This window comes from Stenotrophomonas sp. C9D9, from assembly GCF_056491205.1.
Window position 1 is genome coordinate 122,058 of record NZ_JBSZIF010000003.1, and the last position, 23,190, is coordinate 145,247.

Consider the following 23,190-nt stretch of genomic DNA (forward strand, 5'->3'; position numbering starts at 1 on the left):
GTGACCGCTACAATGCGCACATGTCGCTCGAAGCCCCCGCCCTGGTCCCCCGCCCCTCCCTGCAGCGCCTGTTCCTGACCGGCCTGCTCACCCTGCTGCCGATCTGGCTGACCTGGGTCGTGGTCAAGTTCGTGTTCGTGCTGCTGTCGGGCATCTCCAGCCCGTTGGTGGTGCCGCTTTCCGAGCAGATCGCGACAAGCTTCCCGCATTACCTCGGCTGGGTCCGTGCCGAGTGGATCCAGGACACCATCGCCCTGCTGGCCACCCTGCTGGTGATCCTGGCGGTGGGCGTGGCCAGCCGCCGCGTGCTGGGCCAGCGCCTGCTGCGCTGGGTGGGCGCGGTCATCAAGCGCATTCCGCTGGCCAGCATCATCTATGACAGCGCCAAGAAACTGCTGGACATGTTGCAGACCGAACCGGGCAGCACCCAGCGCGTGGTGCTGATCGACTTCCCGCACCGCGACATGAAGTCGGTCGGGCTGGTCACCCGCGTGATCAAGGAACACGGCACCGACCGTGAACTGGCCGCGGTGTACGTGCCAACCACGCCGAACCCGACTTCGGGTTACCTGGAAATCGTGCCGGTGGAGCTGCTGACCCCGACCGACTGGACCGTCGACCAGGCCATGAGCTTCATCATTTCCGGCGGCGCCGTCGCGCCGTCCAGCGTTCCGTTCACGCGCGCCGGCGATCGCAGCGAATGACCGCGGCGCCGATCGAGCGCCCGCTGCAGGACCGCGCGGTCCTGCTGTTCATCGTGTTGGCCGCGTTCTTCTGCGGCAACGCGGTGCTGGCCGAACTGATCGGGGTGAAGATCTTCGCGCTGGAAGACACCCTGGGCATCGATCCGTTGAACTGGAACCTGTTCGGCCAGACCGGCTCGCTCAGCTTCACCGCCGGCACCCTGCTGTGGCCGGTGGTGTTCATCATGACCGACACCATCAACGAGTTTTTCGGCAAGCGCGGCGTGCGCTTCATCTCGTGGCTGGCCGTGGTGCTGATCGCCTATGGCTTCCTGTTCGCCTTCGCGGCGATATCGCTGGCGCCGGCCAGCTGGTGGGTCACCTCGATGGACGGCCACGGCGTGCCGGACTACCAGGCCGCATTCGCAGCGGTGTTCGGCCAGGGCATGTGGACCATCGCCGGTTCACTGGTGGCCTTCCTGCTCGGCCAGTTGATCGACGTGGCGGTATTCCATCGCATCCGCCAGGCCACCGGCGAGCGCCACGTGTGGTTGCGTGCGACCGGGTCCACCGCGATCTCGCAGGTGGTGGACAGCTTCGTGGTGATCTGGATCGCCTTCGTGCTCGGCCCGCAGCACTGGCCGACCTCGCTGTTCCTGGCCGTCAGCAGCGTCAACTACATCTACAAGATGGGCTTTGCGATTGCCTTGATTCCGCTGCTGTACCTGATGCGGCGCGCGATCACCCGCTATCTGGGCGCAGACAGGGCCGCTGCGTTGCGCGCTGCTGCGGCGGCTGACTGAAGCCCCAGCGGCGGCAAGCTGACTGCGCCTTCACGCTGGCCGTACGCGGCCGGATCGTGCAAGCTCCACGGTCTGTGTTCCACGGAAGCTCCTGATGCCGCATCCCACCCGCGCCCTGGCCGCCGCCATCGCCGCGTTGTTCCTGTTCAGTGCCGTGCCGTCGGCCGAAGCAGCGAAGAAGAAGGCCAGCCGCCCTGCCGCCGCGCAGACCCGCCAGGCTGCCAAGCCCAAGGCCAAGCCCGCCCGCGCCACCGCGCCGGCGCGTGGCAGCTCGGCACGCCGCGCCGCGCCGCGCCCGGTCGCACCGGCCCGTGCCGTACCCAAGCAGGTACAGCTGGAACGCCTGTACGACGAATACTGGGATGCCTCGATGCGGTTGAACCCGCTGCAGGCCACCTTCCAGGGCGAACCCCGCTACAACGACCAGCTGCCCAACATCCTCTCCGCCGCCTGGCGCCAGCAGTCGCACGACTTCACCACGCAATGGCTGGGCAAGGTCGAGAAGCTCGGCAGTGACGGTCTGCAGGGCCAGGACCTGCTCAGCTACGAGATCTTCGTGCGCGACGCACGCGCCTCGCTGGCCGCCGAGCGCTACCCGAGCTGGATGATGCCGATCAGCCAGTACTACAACATCGGCAGCATCATGGCGATCCTCGGTGCCGGCGCCGGCGCGCAGCCGTTCAACACCGTGCAGGACTACGACACCTGGTCGCGCCGTTCGCTGGGCATTCCCGAGCTGTTCGACCAGGCCATCGACAACATGCGCCAGGGCATGAAGGCCGGCGTGGTACAGCCGCGCGACCTGATGGAAAAAGTGCTGCCGCAGCTGGATGCAGTGATCAAGCCGACCGCCGAGGAAAGCATCTTCTGGTCGCCGATCCGCACCATGCCGAACACCATCCCGGCTGAGGACAAGGCGCGCATCAGCGCCGAGTACAAGCGCATGATCGAACTGCGCATCATGCCGGCCTACCGCGCCCTGCGCGGCTTCATCGCCACCGAATACCTGCCCGCCACCCGCGCCAGCAGCGGCCTGGGCGCACTGCCCGATGGCCAGGCCTGGTACGCCAACCTGATCGTGCAGACCACCGCCAGCGACCAGACCGCCGCGCAGCTGCACGCGCTGGGCGAACAACGCGTGCAGGAACTGCAGGCCCAGATCGCCACGGTGATGAAGGATGCCAAGCTGCGCGGTACCCCCACCAAGCTGCTGCGCAGCATGCGCAACGACCGCCAGTTCCAGTACGGCGATGCCAACGCGCTGATCAACCGCTACCGCCAGGTGCAGCAGCAGGTCAACGCACGCCTGCCGCAGGTGCTGGATACGATGCCGAAGGCGCCGCTGGACGTACGCGCGGTGGAACCGGAGCGCGCACTGACCGCCGCTGCCGCGGCCTACCAGCCGGCACTGCCCGGGCAATCCGCGGTGCTGTACGTGAACACCCGCGACCTGCCCAGCCGCAAGCGCTGGAACGTGCCGGTGCAGTACCTGCATGAAGCGATCCCAGGCCACCACGTGCAGCTGGGCCTGCAGCAGGAGCTGGCCAAGCTGCCGCGCTTCCGCCGCCTCGGTGGCGATCTTGCCTTCGTCGAAGGCTGGGGCCTGTACGCCGAAACGCTGGGCGAAGACCTGGGCATCTACACCGATCCCTACGACCGCATCGGCTACCTGTACTCGCGCCTGCTGCGCGCCGCCCGCGTGGTGGCCGATACCGGCGTGAACGCACAGGGCTGGAGCAAGCAGCAGGCCGTCACCTACCTGCAGAAGACCGTGGACATGAGCAGCGACGATGCCAACGCCGAAGTCGAGCGGATCATGGCCCAGCCCGGCCAGGCGCTGTCCAACGTGGCTGGCCTGACCACCATTGTTGCCCTGCGCGACAAGGCCAAGGCACGCCAGGGCGCCGCCTTCGACCTGCGCCGCTTCCATGCCGAACTGCTGAAGGACGGCTCGATGCCGCTGGATGTGCTGGACCGCAAGATGGAGCGCTGGATGGTTCAGCCCGCCAGCGCCACGCCCGCCCCGTCACCCTGACCCTTCCGGAGCCGCCATGCGTCCTGCCGTCGCCCTGTTCGCCGTCGTGCTGGGCCTGCTGCCGCTGGCCACCTCCGCCGCTCCGGTGCTGACCCCACCGGATGCGGGCATCGACGGCCTGATGCAGGCCTACGACGGCCAGGTGCCCGGCGCCGCCGTACTGGTGCTGCATGACGGAAAGCCGGTATTCCGCCGCGGCTATGGCCTGGCGGTGGTCGAGGACGGCACCGCGGTCACCGCGGCCAGCAACTTCCGGCTGGCCTCGGTCAGCAAGCAGTTCACCGCTGCGGCGGTACTGCTGCTGGTGGAAGATGGCCGGCTCGGGCTGGATCAACCTGCCCGGCAATGGCTGCCCGAACTGCCACCGGCTGCCGCCGCCATCACCATCCGCCAGCTGCTCTCGCACACCGGTGGCCTGCTCGACTACGAAGACCTGATGGACCCGGCCGACAGCCGCCAGGTGCACGACGCCGATGTACTGACCCTGCTGTCGCACCAGGACCGGCTGAACTTCGCGCCCGGCACGCAGTACCACTACAGCAACAGCGGCTATGCGCTGCTGGCACTGATCGTCGGACGTGCCTCCGGCCAGGATTTCGCAGCCTTCCTGCAGCAGCGCATCTTCCGCCCACTGGGCATGGCGCACACCGTGGCCCACCAGGACGGCGTCGATACCATCGCCGCACGCGCCTATGGCTACAGCTGGATCGATGGCCGTTGGCAACGCACGGACCAGAGCACCACCAGTGCCGTGCTCGGCGATGGCGGCATCTATTCCTCGCTGGACGACCTGGCCCGCTGGGATGCGGCGCTGTACGACGACCGCCTGCTGTCGAAGGCCTCGCGCCGCGCGATGTTCAGCCCGGCCACGGCAACACCCGAACCGGACGTACCGCACTACGGCTTCGGCTGGCGCCTGAATGGCCCGGTGCAATGGCACAGCGGCGAGAGCATCGGCTTCCGCAACGTGATCGTGCGCCACCCGGAGAAGCACCTGACCGTGATCGTGCTGACCAACCGCAACGACCCCGAACCCTATCCGCTGGCGCTGAAGATCGCCCAGCGCTGGCTGGACACCCTGCAATGACCCGCGATGCCGACGCCCTGCTGGGCATCCACCACGCCGCACTGATCTGCAGCGACTACGCACGCTCGAAGGACTTCTACGTGCGCATCCTCGGCCTGCGCGTGCTGGCCGAGAACCACCGCAGCGCGCGCGATTCCTGGAAGCTGGACCTGGCCCTGCCCGACGGCGGGCAGCTGGAACTGTTCTCCTTCCCCTCCCCGCCGCCCCGGCCCAGCCGCCCGGAAGCCCTGGGCCTGCGCCACCTCGCGTTCCGCGTGGCCGCGCTGGAGCCATTCATCCAGCGCCTGGCCGCGCATGGCGTGGCGTGCGAGCCGATCCGCGTGGACGAGTACACCGGCCGCCGCTTCACCTTCTTCGCCGACCCCGACGACCTGCCGCTGGAGCTGTACGAAGTCGGTTGACGCCCCCGGGGGTCAGATCCCTTTTCCGTCGGAAAAGGGATCTGACCCCATCGCCGTCACCGGAAACGCCATCCACGCATGGCGTGGATCTACCGTGTCGACCAAGGTCGACACCTACCCACAGCACACGGAACCTGTCGAAGGCGGGGTGGGTCCGGTTGCGGGGGTGTCCGCGGCATGGATGCCGCGGCCAAGCCCCCAGGGACGGGTTCACGGCGTCCCCCGCAACCGGACCCACCCCGCCATACCGCGGAATGCTGGCTGTTGCTGTTGAGGTTGCCGGCCAGCGGCCGGCACTACCGCGGGTGCAGGGCGCAGCCCTGCAAAGCCCCCCTTTCCCATACCCCGCCGAATGGGTATACAGTCGACCCATGCCGGCAGCGTGCCGGAATGAACCCTGGGAGGGGACCATGCGCAACACCTTCAAGACCCTGCTGCTGGCACTGCCGCTGTGCCTGGCCGCCCTGTCGGCCCAGGCCGCCGACGGCGCCGCCGGCCGCTGGAAGACCATCGACGACAAGACCGGCAAGGTGAAGTCGATCGTCGAGATCACCGAGGCCGCCAACGGCACGCTGACCGGCAAGGTGGTCGACATCCTGCACTCGGACAAGGGCCCCAACCCGGTCTGCGATGGATGTGAAGGCGCCAACAAGAACAAGCCGGTGAAGGGCATGACCATCCTCTGGAACCTGAAGGCCGACGGCGCCAACAAGTGGTCCGGCGGCACCATCCTCGACCCGGCCAACGGCAAGACCTACAAGTCGAAGATGGAGCTGCAGCCGGGTGGCACCAAGCTGGACGTGTCCGGCTGCATCGCCTTCATCTGCCGCGCGCAGACCTGGCAGCGCGAATAAGCGCCCCCGTTCCCGCTTCATCCCCGTGACCCGGCCCCGGCCGGGTCACCTCGTTGCGGGCATGCGATACTCTGCGGTTCCCCTCGGCTTCACCCCGCGACCATGACCCGTACCGCGCTCGTCACCACCGCCCTGCCCTACGCCAACGGCCCGCTGCATCTGGGCCACCTGGTCGGCTACATCCAGGCCGACATCTGGGTGCGTGCGCGGCGAATGAGCGGCGGCAAGGCCTGGTTCGTCTGCGCCGACGACACCCACGGCACGCCGATCATGCTGGCTGCGGAAAAGGCCGGGGTCACCCCGGAAACCTTCATCGCCAACATCCAGGCCAGCCACGAACGTGACTTCGCCGCCTTCGGCGTGGCCTTCGACCATTACGACTCGACCAACTCGGCGGCCAACCAGGCGCTGACCGAGCAGTTCTACCTGAAGCTGGAAGCGGCCGGCCACATCAGCCGCCGTTCGGTGGCGCAGTTCTACGACCCGGCCAAGGGCATGTTCCTGCCCGACCGCTACGTCAAGGGCATCTGCCCGAACTGCGGCAGCCCCGACCAGTACGGCGACAACTGCGAAGTCTGCGGCGCCACCTATGCGCCGACCGACCTGAAGGAGCCGCGTTCGGTCATCTCCGGTGCCACGCCGGAAATGCGCGATTCGGAGCACTTCTTCTTCGAGGTGGGCCACTTCGATGCGTTCCTGCGCGAATGGCTGGCCGGCGATGTCGCCCTGCCGGGCGTGAAGGCCAAGCTCGGTGAGTGGCTCAATGCCGAAGGTGGCCTGCGCGCGTGGGACATCTCGCGCGATGCACCGTACTTCGGTTTCCAGATTCCCGGCCAGCCGGGCAAGTACTTCTACGTCTGGCTGGATGCGCCCATCGGCTACCTGTCCAGCTTCCAGACCCTGTGCGGCAAGCTCGGCGAGGACTTCGAAGCGCACCTGCGTGCCGGCACCAGCACCGAGCTGCACCACTTCATCGGCAAGGACATCGTCAACTTCCACGGCCTGTTCTGGCCGGCGGTGCTGCACGGTACCGGCCACCGCGCGCCGACCCGCCTGCACGTCAACGGCTACCTGACCGTGGACGGCGCCAAGATGAGCAAGTCGCGTGGCACCTTCGTGATGGCCCGTACCTTCCTCGATGCCGGCCTGGAGCCGGAAGCGCTGCGCTATTACTACGCCGCCAAGTCCGGCGGCGGCGTCGACGATCTCGACCTGAACCTGGGTGACTTCATCGCCCGCGTCAACGCCGATCTGGTCGGCAAGTTCGTCAACCTGGCCAGCCGCTGCGCCGGCTTCATCAGCAAGCGCTTCGACGGCCTGTTGGCCGCGCAGCTGCCCGATGCGGCGCAATACCAGCGCTTCGTCGATGGCCTGGCGCCGATCCGTGAAGCCTACGAGCGCAATGACCCGGCCGCGGCGATCCGCCTGACCATGACCCTGGCTGACGAAGCCAACCGCTACATCGACGACGTCAAGCCGTGGGTCATCGCCAAGCAGGAAGGTGCCGACGCACAGCTGCAGGCCGTATGCAGCCAGGGCCTGAACCTGTTCCGCGTGCTGGTCACCGCACTGAAGCCGGTGCTGCCGGCCACCGCCGCGCAGGCCGAGGCCTTCCTGGCCGCGCCGGCAAACGACTGGACCGACCTGGTGCAGCCGCTGCTGGGCCACCGCATCACTGACTACACCCCGCTGTTCACCCGTATCGACCCGAAGAAGATTGACGCCATGATCGACGCCTCCAAGGACACCCTGCAGCCGGCCGCCGCTGCCGCCCCCGCCGCCAAGACCGATGCGGTCAAGCCGGCCGCACCGGCACCGGCCAAGGAAGAAGCCAAGAGCACCGACGCCCCGGCCTACATCGGCATCGACGATTTCGCCAAGCTCGACCTGCGCATCGGCAAGGTGCTGGTGTGCGAGTTCGTGGAAGGCTCGGACAAGCTGCTGCGCTTCGAACTGGACGCCGGCGAACTGGGCAAGCGCCAGATCTTCTCCGGCATCCGTGGCAGCTACGGCGAGCCGGAAGCCCTGGTCGGCCGCAGCGTGGTGTTCATCGCCAACCTGGCCCCGCGCAAGATGCGCTTCGGCCTGAGCGAAGGCATGATCCTGTCGGCCGGTTTCGACGGCGGCGCGCTGGCGCTGCTGGACGCCGACAGCGGCGCACAGCCGGGCATGCCGGTCCGCTGATGCCCGCAGCGGACGCGGTTATCGCCGCGCCCGCCGGCAGCACCGGCCACCGGACGCAACGCGATGGGAAGCAACGGAATGGAACTGGCGCTGTTCGACTTCGACCACACCGTGACCACCTGCGATACCTATGGCCGTTTCCTGCGCCGCGTGGCCACGGCCGAACAGCTGGCGCAGGCGTGGTGGAAGGTCGGCCCGTGGCTGGCCGCGTACAAGCTGAAACTGATCTCGGCCGAACGCATCCGTGCACGCGTCACCCGCCTGACCTTCAGCGACCGCCACAGCGATGACATCGCCACGCTGGCGGCCGGCTTCTCGCGTGAGTTCCTGCCCGAGGTTGTGCGCCCGGAGATGCTGGAACAGATCCGCTGGCACAAGGAACAGCAGCACACCGTGGTGATCGTGTCCGGCTCGCTGGACCTGTACCTGCGGCCGTGGTGCGAGCAGCTGGGCCTGCAGCTGATCTGCAACCGGCTGGAAAGCCAGGACGGCCGCCTGACCGGTCGTTATGCCGGCGGCGACTGCGGCCCGCGCAAGGTCGAGCACATCCGCCGCCAGTTCGATCTGTCGCGCTACGTGCGCATCCATGCCTACGGTGACAGTTCAGAAGACAAGCCGATGCTGGCGCTGGCGCACGAGCGCTGGTTCCGTGGCAAACCCCTGAAGTAATCCCAACGCGCAGCCTTCGCCACGCATGAGCCTGATCCCGCCCCTGACCGAACGCCTCGACCGCCTGCTGCCGCAGACCCAATGCGGGCAATGCGGCTACGACGGCTGCCGCCCGTACGCGCAGGCGATGGCGCGCGGCGAGGCGGGCGTGGACCGCTGCCCGCCGGGCGGCGATGCCGGCGCGCGCGCATTGGCGCAGGTACTGGGCGTACCCGCCGTTCCGTTTGATCGTTCGCGTGGCGAACACAAGGCGCCGCAGGTGGCGCTGATCGTGGAAGCCGACTGCATCGGCTGCACCAAGTGCATCCAGGCCTGCCCGGTGGACGCCATCGTCGGCGGCGCCAAGTACATGCACACGGTCATTGCCGATCTGTGCACCGGTTGCGAGCTGTGCATTCCACCGTGCCCGGTGGATTGCATCGAGATGGTGCCGGCATAGCCGGGGTCAGATCCCTTTTCCAACGGGAAAGGGATCTGACCCCGTTCAATGATTACGGCACCGCGGCCGTCACCACGATCTCGACCTTCCACTCGGCGTGGGCCAGCTTGGCTTCGAACGTTGCGCGGGCCGGGGTCGCACCCTCTACCACCCACTCGTCCCACGCCTTGTTCATGCCGTCGAAGTCGGCGATGTCGGCCAGGAACACTTCGGCGCGCAGCACGTGCTGGCGATCACTGGCGACCAGCGCCAGCAGCTTGTCGATCTCGGCCAGCACCTGCCGGGTCTGCCCGGTGATGTCCTGGCTGGTGTCTTCCGGAATCTGGCCGGAGAGATAGGCGACCTTGTTGTACACGGTCATTTCGGACATGCGCGGTCCGACGTCGTAACGCTCCATCATGGGCGTGGCTCCTGCGGGTGATCAGGCCTGCATTGTCCTCCAAACCGGTAAACGGTGGGTGCAGGGGGAACCTTCGCGCAACATCACTACCGGGCTCCGACACACCTGCTGGTCAAATGACCGCGACAGGCGCACGATGCGCCACGCCCCGCGTTGACACTGCCCTCGCCCCTCCTGACGCACCCTTGCGCCGATGACCCCAGCCACCGACCCCGCCACCGCTTCCTCCCCCCCGGCATGGAAGCGGGTCCTCACCATCGTCGTTCCCCTGCTGATCCTCTCGCTGGCCCTGCATGGCCTGGCCAGTGAATTCGATGAGCACGGCTACCGTGCCATCCGCCAGGCGTTCCGCCATCTCAGCGGCGCCCAGATTGCGCTCACCGTGGCACTCGGCCTGGCCAGCTACGCCTGCCTGATCGGCTTCGATGCCATCGGCCTGCGCCGCAGCGGCATCCGCGTGCATCCGGCGCGCATCGGCATCACCGCCTTCCTCGCGCACACGCTGGGCCAGACCGTGGGCTTTGCCGCGTTGACCGGTGGCGCAGTGCGCCTGCGCGGCTATCGCAGCGCCGGCCTCGACCTGGCGCAGATCGGCCAGGTGGTGCTGATGAGCACGCTCGGCTTCGTGTTCGGTGCGTGGCTGCTGATCAGCGTGGCGTTGTGCATGGAACCGGCGGCGGCGGCGTTGGCATTGCCATTGAATCCCGATGCCGTGCGCATCGTCGGCATCGTCGCCCTGCTCGCCTATCTGGGTACCGTGCTGCTGGTCGGCCGCGATGGCCGGCAGTTCAGCGTGTTCGGCCATGCGTTGTGGCTGCCCGACCGCCGCACCATGATCGGCGTCACCGTGCTCAGCGTGATCGAGCTGGTGCTGGCCAGTGCCGCCTTCTACGTGCTGCTGCCGGACTCCACGCCGACCGGCCTGCCCGGCTTCGTCGGCCTGTACCTGGTGGCGGTGCTGGCCGGCCTGGTCTCGACCGTGCCGGCCGGCCTGGGCGTGTTCGAGTGGAGCCTGCTGAAGCTGCTGCCACAGGTGGCACCGGCGGCGGTGCTGGCGGCGGCGCTGATCTACCGCGTTACCTACTACGTGCTGCCGCTGGTGCTGGCCACCCTGCTCGCCCTTGCGCCCGCCCTGCGGCAGCCGCTGCAGGCCAGCGCCGGCGCCACCCGCGCCGGCTGGAACGCGCTGCGCCCATGGCTGCCGCAGATCATCGCGCTGGCGGTGTTCAGCATCGGCGCGGCGCTGGTCATCGACGGCACGCTGCCGACGCCACGCCGTCACCTGGTGAACGCCTCGCTGCCGATCCTGGAAACCTCGCACCTGATCGGCAGCCTCAGTGGCGTCGCGCTGCTGCTGATCGGCCAGGGCCTGGCCCGGCGCAGCCACGCCGCGTGGATGCTGGCGATGGCGGTGTGCGTGATCACCCCGCTGCCGCTGTGGCTGCGTGGCGGCCAATGGCTGATCGCAGTTTCCGCAGTGCTGGCGGCGATGGCGCTGTGGGCCGCGCGCCGCGAGTTCTACCGCCAGGGCGCACTGCTGGATGAAGCCTGGTCGTGGCCGTGGCTGCGCAACCTCGGCCTGGTGCTGGTGGCGGTGACCTGGCTGCTGTTCTTCACCTACAGCCATGTCGAATACCAGAACGAGTTGTGGTGGCAGTTCGCGGTGTCGGGCAACGCACCGCGCGCGTTGCGTGCACTGCTGGTGGTGGCCATCGCGCTGGTGATGTTCGGCCTGGCGCGGTTGCTGCACAGCACGCGCAGCCCGCTGCAACCCGCCGACGAAGCCACGCTGCAATCGCTGGCGCCGGTACTGGCCGGTGCCACCGATACCCAGGCCTGCCTGGTGCTGACCGCCGACAAGGCGGTGCTACGCGATGATGCAAAGCAGGGCTTCGTGATGATGCAGCGCTACGGCGGTTCGCTGATCGCGATGGGCGATCCGGTCGGCCCGCCGGACGTCGCCCGCGCATTGATCTGGCGCTTCCGCGAGGAAGCCGACCGGCTCGGCCTGCGCCCGGTGTTCTACCAGGTCGGCGAGACCTACTGGCAGACCTATCTTGACCTCGGCCTGGGGCTGGTCAAGCTGGGCGAAGAAGCGATGGTGCCGCTGCACGACTTCGGCCTGGAAGGCCGCGAACGCGCCGACCTGCGCCAGGCCTGGAACCGCGGCAAGCGCAGCGGCCTGTCGTTCCGCGTGGCACAGGTGGAAGAAATTCCCAGCCTGCTGCCACGCCTGCACGCGATCTCCAACGCGTGGCTGGAAGACAAGGCCGGCGACGAAAAGGGCTTCTCGCTGGGCAGCTACGATCCGGACTACCTGGTGCGCTTCCCGGTGGCGCTGGTCGAGGCCGAAGGCCAGATCGTGGCGTTCGCCAACCTGTGGCAGGCACCGGCCGGTGCCGAGCTGTCGGTGGACCTGATGCGACACGTCAACGAGGCGCCAAAGGGCACGATGGACTTCCTCTTCATCGAGCTGTTCCTGTGGGGCCGCGCGCAGGGCTATGCACGCTTCTCGCTGGGCATGGCACCACTGTCCGGGCTGGCACAGCATCGCCTGGCCGGCCGCTGGAACCGCCTGGCCGGCCTGCTGGCGCGGCACGGCGAACGCTTCTACGGGTTCAGTGGCCTGCGCCGCTTCAAGTCGAAGTTCGACCCGCAGTGGCGGCCACGCTATCTCGCTGCGCCGGGTGGCATGCACCTGCCGGCGGCGCTGCTCGATGCCACGCGCCTGATCTCGCTGGACCCGCGGCGCAACTGAGGCCGCGGTAGCGTCGGGCATGGCTCGACGCTACCGCGGCTCGTTCTGGTGGGTGCGAACCGTTGGTTCGCACGCTCTCCGGTTCACGCCCCGCCCTTGAGGATCACTTCGGCCAGGCGGTCGTAATCACCATTGAAGTGGTGGTCGCCAGGCAGCTTCACCTTCTGCACGCCGTCGTTGGCCGGCAGGCCGGGGCACAGCGCGTCATCGTCGTCCTGGCCGTACACGCACAGCGTCTTGCCAGTCGGGAGTCTGGCCACTTCCGGCGCGATCGGCAGGCCGTCGCCGCCACCGCCCAGCCAGTTGCTGACGTGGAATTCGAAGTCGGCCTTCTTGCCTACCGACAGCAGCACGATACGGTCCAGCGCCGCACGGGTATCGGCATCGAGCTGGTTGATGGTCGCCGGCAGCACGTCGGCGCCCTGCGAGAAACCGATCAGCATCACCTTGTCGCGGTGCCACTGCTGGCGGTAGTGGTCGATGATCTTCTGCAGGTCAGCAGCGAAGCCCTTCGGCGTGCGCTCGCTCCAGAAGTAGCGCAGCGAGTCGATGCCGACCACGGCCACGCCATGCTCGTTGAGCGACGATGCCACGTCCTTGTCCAGGCCGGCCCAGCCACCATCGCCGGAAACGAACACGGCCAGCGTGTCGCCGTTGCCGGTCGCCGGTACTTCCACCACCGGCAGGCCCTTCAGCGCGGCCGGCGGCGGTGCCAGGCTGACGCCCACCTGCGCACCCATCACCCGCGCGGCAGCCACCAGGCCCGGTGAGGCATCACCACGCGCGGTGCGCTTGAACTCGCGCGCCATCGCGACCTGCTGCACGAACCCGCTGGCCTCACCCACCTTGCAACCGTGATCACCCGCTGCACTCAACCATGGGAAGTTCAGTTCGGCGGGTTGCAGCGTGTTGCGCTTCACACCATCGCCGCAGACCATGCGCTCGTGGTTGTGGTCCGGGCAGAAGCCGGTGGTGAGCAGGCCGGCGAACACCTGGGTGTCGGCCTGCGCGGCCAGTGAGTAGGCCATTTCTGCACCTTCACCATCGCCGCCGACCAGCGGCAGGTGGTAGCCGGGCAGATGCAGGGAGGCCTGCAGCCAGCGCGAGAAGTTCTCGACGTCGCCGGAGCCGAACGAACAGGTGGGGTCGCCCTCACGCTTGAGCACCCCGCGCAGGTGCGCGATGTCCACGGCTGCGACCATCACACCATCGGCACGCAGGGCCTCGATCGGCAGACGGCTGGTATCGCCACCGGCGGAAGGTTCATGGAACCAGATCACCACCCGCTGCGGCGTTCCCGATGGCATGTGCACCGGAATCTGTTCGAACCGCCCGTGGCTGAACTGCTGCACGGTCGCTGCCGCTGTTGCCGGCAGTGCGGCCAGCGCCAGCACCACACCCATTACCCTGACCAGCCCTGCACGCTTCATATCGCAGCCCCGATGGAATGCGCACACGATACGCTGCCTCCACGTGCACGGCACGTACCGGTGCAGGCTGTTGGGCTTTCAGCAGGCTGCGGCGCGACGACTGCGCCGATACAGCGCCAGCGCCAGATACAGCAGCCAGCCCACGATCACCACGATCACCACTTTCTGCCCCAGCCCGCGCGGCGGCCCGCCACGCCACAGCACGTGCAGCCACAGCAGCACGAAGGCCAGCCAGGCCCAGCCCCAGAGCAGGCCGGCGGCAGATTGCCAGCCCGGTTCGCGGCGCAGGTACCAGGCCTGCAACAGCATGCCGACGCTGGCGCACAGGAACGCGGTGTTGGCCGCCAGCCCATGGATGAATGGTGCCAGCAGCGGCGTGGCTTCGGGCAGCCAACTGTCACCGATGGCGACCGTGGCCAGGCCCAGCGCCGAGACCGTGAACAGCAGCGGCGCTGCCGCGCTGCGCCGTGGGCCGATGCTGCCGCGATAAAGGGCGATGCCGAGCAGGGCGATCGCCAATGCCAGCAGGCAGTAGGCCGCGCGCAACGCCAGCCCCCACGGCCCATGCAGGTAGAGGCTGAGCGTGGCCCGCACCCAGTCCAGGTCGGTGCGTGCGAACTGCGTCCACAGCGCGGTGGCCAGGAACAGAACCAGGGCTGCCAGCGCCAACAGCGCCGCCGGACGCGCGCGGCTCATGCGGAGGCCTCCGGGTGCCGCGCCTGCCATTCGGCCAACGCCTTGCGGTAGCGCTGCAGCTCATCGGCATACAGATCCAGCACGCACAGCGGGCAACCGCTGCCGCAGCATTCGTTGGGACCGGGCTCTTCCGGCGGCAGCGGACGGGGATCGGGATCAGGGACGGACACGGTTGGAAGCGGCGATCGGTGGAAACAGGCCCCAGTGTACCGGGCTGGCTCAGTGGTCCAGCTGGCGGCGCAGGTTGTCGCGCGCGGCCGCGTCGAGGCGCTGGTGGAAGAATTCGCTGAGGAAGATGCGCGGTGCGCGCAGCAGGCCCTGCAGGAAACGGCGACGGCCGGCGCGATACAGGAAGCCCGGCACCACGCCCTTGTACTCCTCGGCCACGCCACGGTCATAGGCAGTGAACACCGGTTCCGGCGCGGCCAGGATCGCCATGTCGCAGTCCAGGAACAACGCGGCCTCGGCATCGACATCGTCCGGGCCGAGCGCGCCATGGCGGGCGGTCAGCAGGATCAGCTGCTCGACCCGGGCGGCATCGACGGCGGCGAGTTCCGGCGCCTGCGCGATCGCCTGCAGGGCCAGCTGCGCCGAACGCGCCTCGTTGTCCTTTCGCCCCGCCACGTAGATCGCATCGTGGTAGAGCACGGCCAGGTAGACCTCGGCCGGTTGCTGCCAGCCGGGGCCGTCGGCAACCTCCTGGCAGTGCTGCAGCACCGCGCGCACGTGGCCGAAGTGGTGGTAGGCCCGTGGCGGCGTTGCATAGCTGTCCTGCAGCGCCTGCCACTGCACTGGAGCGAGCGTCAGCGGGGAAAAGTCCATGCGCGGATCATCCCGCCTGCGCCGGTGGCGGGCAAGCTGTCACTTTTTTCACCACGCCCTCACAAGGCCCTTCGCACTAGGCCGCAGCACGGTTGTCCACAGCTTTGTCGAGCGCTGGTCCACACCGGTTGTGGATGAACCCGCGGACCGACCAGCGGTCGCTGCAGCGGTGCGCGCACAGGTCTACACTCGCCTCAGGCGGGAGCGCCCGCCGCTGCCGGGAGCCGTCATGTACCGTCCTGCCGCCCGATCCGTTCTGCTCGCACTGGCCGCATTGGCGGCACCGTCCGCGATCGCACTCAACCCTGCCGCGACCGAAGCCCCCGCGGTTGTTGCCAGCACCGCCGCGGCGACGATTCCGACGCCGCAGCAGGTGTTCGCAATTCCGCCGGCGATGCGCGACATGCTGCGCACGCAGGTGATCAATCGCAGTTACTCGCGCGAGCAGCGCCTGCAGGCGCTGGTGGAAATGATCTTCGACCGCCACGGCCTGGACCTGCAGTACGACGCCGATGCGACCCTCACCGTCAGCGAGATCTGGCAGCAGCGGCGCGCCAACTGCCTGGCCTTTACCCTGATGTTCGTCGCGCTGGCACGCGAAGCCGGCATCCAGGCACGCGTGCAGGAAGTCGGCCAGGTGGTGTCGTGGTACCAGGACCAGGCCCAGGGCCTGGTCTACAGCGTCGGCCACGTCAATGCCGGGGTCGGCTTCGCCGGCCGCTTCGCCACCGTCGATCTGGATCGCAACGTGCTGTACGACCGCCGCGGGCCGCTGCCGATCAGCCAGGCACGGGCATTGGCACACTTCTACAACAACCGCGGCGCCGAACGCATGGCCAGCGGCGATCTGGTGGGTGCACGCACCTTCTTCAATGCCGCGCTGGCACAGGACAACAGCTTCGCCGCCACCTGGAACAACCTGGGCGTGCTGGAAAACCGTACGGGCGATACCGCCGCCGCGCGCCGGGCACTGGAAACGGCGCTGCGACTGGACGGCCGCCAGGACGCTGCACTGACCAACGCCAGTGCGTTGTACCGAAAGCTGGGCATGGTCGTGCAGGCGCAGGCGCTGGAGCAGCGGCTGCAGTCAGTGCAGCGCGAGGATCCGTTCGCGCAGTACATGCTCGGCGCCGAGGCCGAACGCGCCGGCCAACTGGATCAGGCGATCCGCTATTACCGGCAGGCCGTGCGCCTGTACGACACCGCACACCAGTTCCACTTCGGGCTGGCGCGGGCCTACTTTCTGGCCGGCCAGCTCAAGCGCGCCGATCGTGAACTGCTGCGCGCGCAGGAGCTGGGCGGTGCCCCGCAGCAGGCGCGCTACCAGGCCAAGCTGGACAGCCTGGCCCGCTGGCGCGCACAGCAGCAGGCCAGGCGTTGAAAGCCGCTCAGGCCTTCTTGAGGAAGCAGGTCTTCAGGACCAGGCCCTTGATCTTGTCCGAGTTGCCTTCGATGTGCTCGGCATCGTCCTCGACCAGGCGGATGTTGCGGATCACGGTGCCCTGCTTGAGCGGGATCGAGGAACCTTTCACCTTCAGGTCCTTGATCACGGTGACGGTGTCACCGGCCTGCAGGGTGTTGCCGTTGCTGTCACGCACGACCAGGGTCGAACCGGCACCCTCCTCGGCGGTCCATTCGAAGCCGCAGTCGGCGCAGATCCACAGCGCGCCATCGGCATAGGTGTTTTCCAGGGTGCACTGCGGGCAGGCGGGGGCAGAAGACATCAGCAAGTACCTCAAAGTGAATCAACAGCCGCCATTGTAACCGCCCGGCTCCCCTGCCCTTTTCCGGGCGGCACCCGGCGGACCGCATGACCCGATCCAGAACCCCGATCCGGATCGGGAGGCCGCAGGAACTTGCAGTCGGCGGCGAACTGCAGCAGAGTGCGCGGCCCCTGATCGCCCCCGGAACTCCCCATGCGCCTCGGCATCGACTTCGGTACCAGCAATTCCGCCGCCGCCATCGTGCATGAGGGGAAACTGCTGCCGATCCGCTTCGGCGACGCCGAGCAGTTCCGCACCAGCGTGTATTTCCCCGGCGTGGTACCCGACCCGGACGACTTCCAGCTCGACGACGGCCAGGAACACCAGCTGCAGCAGATGATCGACAGCGCCGCGCGCGCGGCGCGTGCCGCCGGCCAGGAACGCACGCCGCAGGCGCTGCGCCGCGAAGCCCTGCGCGCGCTGCGCCGGGAATGGATGGAAGCCCGCGCCGGCAAGGAACGCAGCGCCAACGACCTGCTGCAGAACGCGGTCTACGGCGACGAAGCGCTGGAAGCCTATTTCGAGGAACACGAAGGCAACCTGGTGCAGAGCCCGAAGTCGATGCTCGGCTACAACCTGCACCCGCGCGCGAAGCAGACCATCACCGGCATCGCCGCGCACATCCTCGAACACATCCGCCTGACCGCCAGCGCCCAGCTCGGCCAGCCGCTGCGCGCCGCCCTGCTCGGGCGTCCGGTGCAGTTCCGCAGTTCGATCGGCGCAGCCGGCAACGACCAGGCGCTGGACATCCTGCGCGAAGCGGCCACCCAGGCCGGCTTCGACCAGATCGATTTCCTCGAGGAACCGGCCGCGGCGGCCATGCACTACCACGCCGAAAGCCGCGAGCGGCACCAGGCGGTGATCGTCGATATCGGCGGCGGCACCACCGACATCGCCCATGCCGAGGTCGGCGGCAACGACGCTCCGCGCATCCACCGCGCCTGGGGTATCGCCCGCGGCGGTACCGATATCGACCTGGCGCTGAGCCTGTCCAGCTACATGCCGCTGTTCGGCCGCGGCATCACCCGCGTGCCCGCCCACCACTACGTGGAAGCCGCCACGGTGCAGGACATGACCCGCCAGCGCGACTTCCGCCTGCACAAGTACGACCATGTGGACGCGCCCTGGGGCGACCGCCTGCAGGCCCTGCAGGACACCGGCAACACCGCCCGCCTGTACCGCGATGTCGAACGCGCCAAGATCGCCCTCAGCGCTGCCAGCGAGCACCGCAGCACGCTGGACTACATCGCCCGCGACCTGCATGCCGACAGCAGCGCCGACGGCCTGGCCGCCGCCGCCCATGGCTACCTGGAGCAGATCCGGGAGCTGCTGGCCCAGGTCCGCAGTGACATCGGCGGCGACCCGGATGCGGTGTTCCTGACCGGTGGCATGTCCCGCGCCGGCTACCTGCGCCAGGCAGTGGCGGCCGCCTTCCCGGGCGCCCGCGTGGTCCACGGCGAGCCCTCGCTGGGGGTGGTCCAGGGCCTTGCGCTGGCGGCAGCCAGCCAGGATTAACAAAACGTTACGCGGTCTAAGTTACTCTTGGTCGGCTAGAACCCTGCTGCACCTTCCACCGGCCACGCCGGTGTGTGTCCACGGTGCAGCCTGGCCCGCCCAGCGGGCCTAGCGGCCATGCCTTCCTGGCTCGTTCATGGTCCGCGCAGCACCTGAGCCGCCATCGAGACCCGCTTTGGGCACCCGCCAGGCCCCTGAGGCCTTACAACCTGACACAGCACCTGCACCCATCGACTGCCGCCGTTGTGACGCGGTCTGTTGCCGGTTGCCCGTGCTGCTGCAGCCCGGCGACCACGTGCCCGGCCAGTTCCTGTCACGCGACACCCACGGCCGTGCCGTGATGGCGCGCAACGAGGAAGGCTGGTGCGCGGCGATCGATCCCTATCACCTGCGCTGCACGATCTATTCGCAGCGCCCGGCGATCTGCCGCCAGTTTTCGATGGGCGGCGATGACTGCCGCCGCGAGCGGCAGGACTACCTGCGCCAGGCCGACGCCTGGGCGCTTTCCTCCCCTTCCACCTGACAGGAGCAACCATGCCCCGCAAGGCAAAGACCCCCGCGAAGGCCAGCAACAGCATCCGCAGCGAACGCAAGGGCGCGGCCGCCAGCACCGTGGTCAGCAGCGATTCGATCGCTTCGGACCTGGCAGCGTTCCGCAAGGCCGGTGGCAAGATCGAAGTCCTCGGCACTACCTGGGCGCTGAAGAAAGCCAGCTGACCCAGCTCCGACCGCGGCGGCGCTGCCGCCGCGGCCTGCCGGATCGCGCTCAGCGATCCAGGCGTACCCGGACACTGCCCGAATGCGACTGGATGCGGATGTCACCGTCGCCATTGCCGAGCCGTGTATCGAGATGGCTGCCGGGGCCGTAGCGCGGCCGCTCCACCTGGCCGGCATCGCTGTTGATCGACCCGCTGAAGCTGTTCACCGACAGCTGCGCCGAGACCGTGCGCGGCAACCGCAGGTTGACCGACGCACTCACCGATTCGACATTGATACGGCCACCTGGTGCCAGCCCGGCCGCCGACAGGTCGATGCTGCCCGACACGGTTTCCACCGCCAGCCGCTGCACCCGCCCGGCATCGACCTCGACCCGGCCGGATACCGTCTGTGCACCGATGTCACCGGACACGCCGCCGCCAGCTTCGATGCGGCCACTGACCGTGTTCACGTCCAGCTTCGGCGTCTGCAGGCGCGCGATGACACCGCCGCTGACCGTATTGAGCTTGCTGTCGCCGCTGCGACCGGAGGCGCTCAGGCTGCCGCTGACCGTGTCGGCCTGCAGGCGGCGCACATCGATGCCGCTGATGTCCTGGCTGGCACTGACCGTGCTCAGCAGCAGTTCCACCGAGCGCGGCACGTTCAGCACCAGGGTGGCGCCACCGTTGTTGTTGCGACGCGGGTACTCGATCTCCCAGCGCACGCGGTTGGCACTCTTCTCCTGGCGCAGCTGCAGGCCATCGCTGAGCGTACCGGTGAGCTGCACGTCATTGCGGTCCGGCCGCGCACGGTCACTTTGCCGGCCACGTTGCTCAGTTCGATGCGGCCACCGGCAGGCCAGGTTGTGGCGCTCGTCGATCTGGGTGTCAGCCAGGGCCACCGCCGGCAGCAGCAACAGCGCGGCGCAGCAGGTCATCAGGAATCGTGTCATCAGGGGTCTCCTCAGGTCGTCAGGCCGGACTCGGCGGCATAAGCCGCCTGCCGGGTCAATTCCAGCCGCAGCGCGTAGGTGCGCTTGAGCTGGCCAAGCAGATGCGGCGCACGCGGATCCTGCGCCAGCGCGGCCTGGATCTGTGCCGCGCTTTCATCGAGTTCGTGCAGCGCCGGCTGCCATTCCGGCGCCCGGCCTGCGGCAACGAGGCCACTGCCTGCTGGTACTGCGCGGTCATCGCCGCGGCCTGCAGCTGCAGGGCAGAGGGCACCGGCGCGTCCGGCTGCGCATGGCGCCACGGCGCCACCGCGTAGAGCGCCAGGCTTGCGGCCAGTGCGGCCCCCACCGGCAACCACCAGCGCCGGCGCGAACGTGCAGGCATCGCCACAACGTTGTCGGCCGGCGCAGGCGCCGCCTGTGGTTCACGCGGCGGCAGCTGCGCGCCAACCGCGCCCAGCCATCGGCGGGCAGGCTGCGTTCGGGCGGCAGCGCGCGCAGTCGGGCCGCCAGATCGTGGTCGGAATCGTGTTCGCGTGTACTCATGTCATGTCTCCCAGCCGTGCGCGCAACAGGCCGCGCGCACGATGCAACTGTGCCTTGGAACTGCCGACGGCCATCTGCAGCTGCTCGGCGATCTCGTGGTGTTTCCAGCCTTCGATGTCATGCAGCACCAGTACCGCGCGCGCCCGTGGTGGCAGCGTCGACAGCGCCCGTTCGAGGTCGCGTTCGGTGCCAGCACAACTGTCATGCACCGCCAGCTCCTGCAGTCCTCCGTCCACATCATCAAGACTGTCGTGGTCCTGCCCGGCGGCGCGCCCACGCAGTTCCATCAGCGCAGCGTTGACGCCCAGACGATGCAGCCAGGTCGACAGGCTGCTCTCGAAACGGAACCCGGGCAGCGCCTTCCACGCCTGCAGGAAGGCTTCCTGCAAGGCATCTTCGGCACGCGCCTGCTGGCCTCCGCACAGGCGCCACAGCACGGCGAACACGCGCGGCGCATGCCGCCGGTACAGTAGTTCATAGGCCGAGGTATCACCAGCAGCCGCCGCCCGCACCAGGGCGGGTTCATCGACGGCGTCGTGGGCGGCAGGCGGCGCGGGCATGGTGGTGTCGAGCATATCGCTTGGATGCGGCGGCCCGGGAAAAGGTTTAGAGCCGGACGACGATCACTGCCGTGCAACCTTTTTGATGGCTGCTGCATCCATGGAAGGTCCTTCGCGAAATTGCCGTCAGGATCCCTGCATGTCCAGCCCATCCTGCGCCGCCCTGCTGGTGATCGCCGCCTGTGTCGTGCTGCAGGCGCTGGGCCTGTCGCTGCACCTGCACCCCGACAACGGCCGCGCCTGCCTGCAGCAGCATCGCCAGGAGCTGGTCTGCCTGGCCTGGGTACCGGCAGTCGAAACCGGATCACACGCCGGGTAACATCGGGGGCCGTTTCCCCCTCCGTAGTCACCCCATGATGTTGTCGCTGAAGGATCACCTGCCGCCTTGGACCCACCCCTGGCTGAATGACGTGGGCATCGCCGTGAAGATCCTGCTGACCCTGCTGGCGGCCTGGCTGCTGCGGGTGCTGGCACGGCGCCTGATCCGCCGCTTCGCCGAGCACTACACGCTGCCACCGGAGATGGCGATGGGCGCGCGCCGGATCACCAGTTTCGTGGTCTATTTCAGTGCCCTGCTGTACATCCTCAGCCTGCTCGGCGCATCGCCATCGGTCCTGTGGACCGCCTTCACCGGCTTCGCGGCCGTGGGCGCGGTGGCCTTCTTCGCCGCCTGGAGCGTGCTGTCCAACATCTTCTGCACGCTGCTGATTTTCACCGCCCGTCCGTTCCGCCTGCACGACTACATCGAGGTGCTGGAGAACGGCGAGAAGCCGGGCCTGAAGGGCCGGGTGATCGACGTGAACCTGATCTACACCACGCTGCAGGAGACCGGCGACGGCCACGAGGGCACGGTGCTGCAGCTGCCGAACAACCTGTTCTTCCAGCGCACGGTGCGCCGCTGGCGCGACCCGGCGCAGGCCCCCGGCGGCATCCAGAGGCGACGGCTGGGTGGTTTTCGGCAGGGCTGCGCGCCCTGCACCTGCCGAAACAACGTCAACTTCAACATCAAGAACGGGCATTCCGTGGGATGGCGGGGTGGGTCCGGTTGAGGGGGGCGCCGTAAATACGTCCATGTAGGCTCGGTCGCCGCATCCATGCGGCTCACGCCCCCTCAACCGGACCCACCCCGCCCTCGACAGTTTCCCGCGATCTGCCGGAACGGCGTTCCGCTCTGGTGGGTGTCGACCTTGGTCGACACAGTAGAGCCACGCCATGCGTGGATGATTCATTCGATATCTGGCAGCAAAATCGTGTCGACCAAGGTCGACACCTCCAACAGCCGCGCGTTCCAACAGCCGCGTGAACCCGTCGAAGGTGGGGCGGTGTCGGAGTGCGGGGTGTCCGCGGCATGGATGCCGCGGCCAACCCCCATGGACGGGTTTACGGCGTCCCCGCGCTCGACACCGCCCCGCCATCCCGCGGAATGCCAGCTTTTGCTTTTGCTGTTGATGTTGCCTTGGCTTGAAGCATCTGCGGGTGCAGGGCGCAGCCCTGCCGAGCAACCTTCACCTCAACTGGCTGTCCTTGCTGCCGCGCCGGTTGTAACCGGCATGCGCCTGCGCTTCATCATCATGTGCCTGCTGGCACACCACGCACAGCCGAACACCAGGCACAGGCCTGGCGCCGCGCCAACGGGATCGGCGCGTCAGCCATTCCTCACAGTGTTCCAGACCCGGGCCCTCGCGCAGTTGGCGCCGCGCGCGGGCGATCGCATCGTCGACGGTGGCGTCGATCTAGGTCCTGGACCGCGCCGTCTCCCGCCCAACCGGTGGCCATGGCCATCCTCCGCAGGTGTGTCGCCTGATATGGGGACGATACACCACGCACAAAGGAACAGACCTGTGGCGAGCCGAGCCATGCCCGGCGGGCCTTCAGCAGGCCGAGCAGTAAAATGAACGGG

The 23,190-nt window shown here is 68.1% G+C and carries 22 protein-coding genes and 4 pseudogenes; 16 read left to right on the top strand and 10 right to left on the bottom strand.

Features of this window, described 5'->3' with window-relative positions; all coding sequences use genetic code 11:
- Positions 1 to 20: 20 nt before the first annotated feature.
- The 9 genes from ACXI0D_RS02535 (at position 21) to rnfB (ending at position 9,155) form a co-directional block, all read left to right on the top strand.
- Positions 21 to 704, top strand: coding sequence for a DUF502 domain-containing protein (locus tag ACXI0D_RS02535; protein WP_014038041.1), 684 nt, complete (start codon positions 21 to 23; stop codon positions 702 to 704).
- A complete protein-coding gene (locus tag ACXI0D_RS02540) occupies positions 701 to 1,486 on the top strand; it encodes a queuosine precursor transporter (protein ID WP_014038042.1) in 786 nt (261 codons plus the stop codon). Before ACXI0D_RS02535 ends, ACXI0D_RS02540 begins: the two co-directional genes overlap by 4 nt.
- 94 nt (positions 1,487 to 1,580) lie before the next feature.
- Positions 1,581 to 3,521, top strand: a complete 1,941-nt coding sequence (locus ACXI0D_RS02545) for a DUF885 domain-containing protein (protein WP_119006593.1) — start codon at positions 1,581 to 1,583, stop codon at positions 3,519 to 3,521.
- A gap of 16 nt (positions 3,522 to 3,537) precedes the next feature.
- The gene (locus tag ACXI0D_RS02550; RefSeq protein ID WP_049447132.1) at positions 3,538 to 4,608 is read left to right on the top strand and encodes a serine hydrolase domain-containing protein; all 1,071 of its coding nucleotides are present in this window, start codon (positions 3,538 to 3,540) and stop codon (positions 4,606 to 4,608) included.
- Positions 4,605 to 5,009, top strand: a complete 405-nt coding sequence (gene gloA2 / locus ACXI0D_RS02555) for an SMU1112c/YaeR family gloxylase I-like metalloprotein (RefSeq protein WP_479642271.1) — start codon at positions 4,605 to 4,607, stop codon at positions 5,007 to 5,009. The genes ACXI0D_RS02550 and gloA2 overlap by 4 nt, the downstream gene beginning before the upstream one ends.
- A gap of 410 nt (positions 5,010 to 5,419) precedes the next feature.
- Entirely contained in the window at positions 5,420 to 5,863 is a 444-nt protein-coding gene (locus ACXI0D_RS02560) for a DUF2147 domain-containing protein (protein WP_014038046.1), read from the top strand.
- A 102-nt stretch (positions 5,864 to 5,965) separates the two neighbouring features.
- Positions 5,966 to 8,047 (top strand): methionine--tRNA ligase, encoded by a 2,082-nt coding sequence (metG, locus tag ACXI0D_RS02565; protein ID WP_101765892.1) that lies wholly within the window; start codon positions 5,966 to 5,968, stop codon positions 8,045 to 8,047.
- 78 nt (positions 8,048 to 8,125) lie between these two features.
- Complete coding sequence (locus ACXI0D_RS02570; protein ID WP_049447126.1) at positions 8,126 to 8,716, top strand: HAD family hydrolase; 591 nt, start codon at positions 8,126 to 8,128, stop codon at positions 8,714 to 8,716.
- Between the two features lie 25 nt (positions 8,717 to 8,741).
- A complete protein-coding gene (rnfB, locus tag ACXI0D_RS02575; protein WP_119006595.1) occupies positions 8,742 to 9,155 on the top strand; it encodes an Rnf electron transport complex subunit RnfB in 414 nt (137 codons plus the stop codon).
- Between the two features lie 52 nt (positions 9,156 to 9,207).
- On the opposite strand, the gene ACXI0D_RS02580 is transcribed toward rnfB, so the two are convergent.
- On the bottom strand, positions 9,208 to 9,555 hold the full coding sequence (locus ACXI0D_RS02580; protein ID WP_005418155.1) for a RidA family protein: 348 nt from the start codon (positions 9,553 to 9,555) through the stop codon (positions 9,208 to 9,210).
- A gap of 193 nt (positions 9,556 to 9,748) precedes the next feature.
- Between ACXI0D_RS02580 and mprF the strand changes: the two genes are divergently transcribed.
- On the top strand, positions 9,749 to 12,313 hold the full coding sequence (gene mprF / locus ACXI0D_RS02585; protein WP_101765894.1) for a bifunctional lysylphosphatidylglycerol flippase/synthetase MprF: 2,565 nt from the start codon (positions 9,749 to 9,751) through the stop codon (positions 12,311 to 12,313).
- Between the two features lie 83 nt (positions 12,314 to 12,396).
- Here the strand turns inward: mprF and ACXI0D_RS02590 are convergent, their stop codons facing one another.
- From ACXI0D_RS02590 to ACXI0D_RS02605, 4 genes are all read right to left on the bottom strand, one after another.
- Positions 12,397 to 13,743, bottom strand: a complete 1,347-nt coding sequence (locus ACXI0D_RS02590; protein WP_479642272.1) for a virulence factor family protein — start codon at positions 13,741 to 13,743, stop codon at positions 12,397 to 12,399.
- 78 nt (positions 13,744 to 13,821) lie between these two features.
- Positions 13,822 to 14,439 carry a DUF998 domain-containing protein gene (locus ACXI0D_RS02595; RefSeq protein ID WP_049447121.1) on the bottom strand — a complete coding sequence of 206 codons (618 nt, stop codon included), beginning with the start codon at positions 14,437 to 14,439 and terminating at the stop codon, positions 13,822 to 13,824.
- Positions 14,436 to 14,609 carry an oxidoreductase-like domain-containing protein gene (locus ACXI0D_RS02600; RefSeq protein WP_032958663.1) on the bottom strand — a complete coding sequence of 58 codons (174 nt, stop codon included), beginning with the start codon at positions 14,607 to 14,609 and terminating at the stop codon, positions 14,436 to 14,438. Before ACXI0D_RS02600 ends, ACXI0D_RS02595 begins: the two co-directional genes overlap by 4 nt.
- A gap of 49 nt (positions 14,610 to 14,658) precedes the next feature.
- Positions 14,659 to 15,261 (bottom strand): HD domain-containing protein, encoded by a 603-nt coding sequence (locus ACXI0D_RS02605; protein WP_119006597.1) that lies wholly within the window; start codon positions 15,259 to 15,261, stop codon positions 14,659 to 14,661.
- Between the two features lie 229 nt (positions 15,262 to 15,490).
- Here ACXI0D_RS02605 and ACXI0D_RS02610 point away from each other — a divergent pair, with 229 nt between their 5' ends.
- A complete protein-coding gene (locus ACXI0D_RS02610) occupies positions 15,491 to 16,642 on the top strand; it encodes a transglutaminase-like domain-containing protein (RefSeq protein ID WP_479642273.1) in 1,152 nt (383 codons plus the stop codon).
- 7 nt (positions 16,643 to 16,649) lie between these two features.
- Here the strand turns inward: ACXI0D_RS02610 and ACXI0D_RS02615 are convergent, their stop codons facing one another.
- The gene (locus ACXI0D_RS02615) at positions 16,650 to 16,985 is read right to left on the bottom strand and encodes a zinc ribbon domain-containing protein YjdM (protein WP_014038055.1); all 336 of its coding nucleotides are present in this window, start codon (positions 16,983 to 16,985) and stop codon (positions 16,650 to 16,652) included.
- Between the two features lie 192 nt (positions 16,986 to 17,177).
- Here ACXI0D_RS02615 and ACXI0D_RS02620 point away from each other — a divergent pair, with 192 nt between their 5' ends.
- The 3 genes from ACXI0D_RS02620 to ACXI0D_RS02630 all read left to right on the top strand — a co-directional run bounded on the left by ACXI0D_RS02620 (position 17,178) and on the right by ACXI0D_RS02630 (position 19,256).
- Positions 17,178 to 18,539 (top strand): Hsp70 family protein, encoded by a 1,362-nt coding sequence (locus ACXI0D_RS02620; protein WP_119006599.1) that lies wholly within the window; start codon positions 17,178 to 17,180, stop codon positions 18,537 to 18,539.
- Positions 18,540 to 18,768: 229 nt separating this feature from the next.
- Positions 18,769 to 19,062: a YkgJ family cysteine cluster protein gene (locus ACXI0D_RS02625; RefSeq protein WP_053462562.1), complete on the top strand. Its 294-nt coding sequence runs from the start codon at positions 18,769 to 18,771 to the stop codon at positions 19,060 to 19,062.
- A gap of 11 nt (positions 19,063 to 19,073) precedes the next feature.
- Entirely contained in the window at positions 19,074 to 19,256 is a 183-nt protein-coding gene (locus ACXI0D_RS02630; protein WP_005410566.1) for a hypothetical protein, read from the top strand.
- Between the two features lie 49 nt (positions 19,257 to 19,305).
- Here the strand turns inward: ACXI0D_RS02630 and ACXI0D_RS02635 are convergent.
- From ACXI0D_RS02635 to ACXI0D_RS02645, 3 genes and pseudogenes are all read right to left on the bottom strand, one after another.
- Positions 19,306 to 20,187: pseudogene (locus ACXI0D_RS02635) on the bottom strand (DUF4097 family beta strand repeat-containing protein).
- 11 nt (positions 20,188 to 20,198) lie between these two features.
- A pseudogene (locus ACXI0D_RS02640) lies at positions 20,199 to 20,730 on the bottom strand (hypothetical protein).
- Positions 20,727 to 21,305: an RNA polymerase sigma factor gene (locus ACXI0D_RS02645; RefSeq protein WP_049447108.1), complete on the bottom strand. Its 579-nt coding sequence runs from the start codon at positions 21,303 to 21,305 to the stop codon at positions 20,727 to 20,729. The pseudogene ACXI0D_RS02640 and the gene ACXI0D_RS02645 overlap by 4 nt, the downstream one beginning before the upstream one ends.
- Positions 21,306 to 21,429: 124 nt before the next feature.
- Here ACXI0D_RS02645 and ACXI0D_RS02650 point away from each other — a divergent pair, with 124 nt between their 5' ends.
- Positions 21,430 to 21,609 carry a hypothetical protein gene (locus ACXI0D_RS02650; RefSeq protein WP_049447107.1) on the top strand — a complete coding sequence of 60 codons (180 nt, stop codon included), beginning with the start codon at positions 21,430 to 21,432 and terminating at the stop codon, positions 21,607 to 21,609.
- Positions 21,610 to 21,643: 34 nt separating this feature from the next.
- A pseudogene (locus tag ACXI0D_RS02655) lies at positions 21,644 to 22,216 on the top strand (mechanosensitive ion channel domain-containing protein); the annotation flags it as partial.
- Between the two features lie 579 nt (positions 22,217 to 22,795).
- Here ACXI0D_RS02655 and ACXI0D_RS02660 read toward each other — a convergent pair.
- A pseudogene (locus ACXI0D_RS02660) lies at positions 22,796 to 23,066 on the bottom strand (DksA/TraR family C4-type zinc finger protein).
- Positions 23,067 to 23,190: the final 124 nt, after the last annotated feature.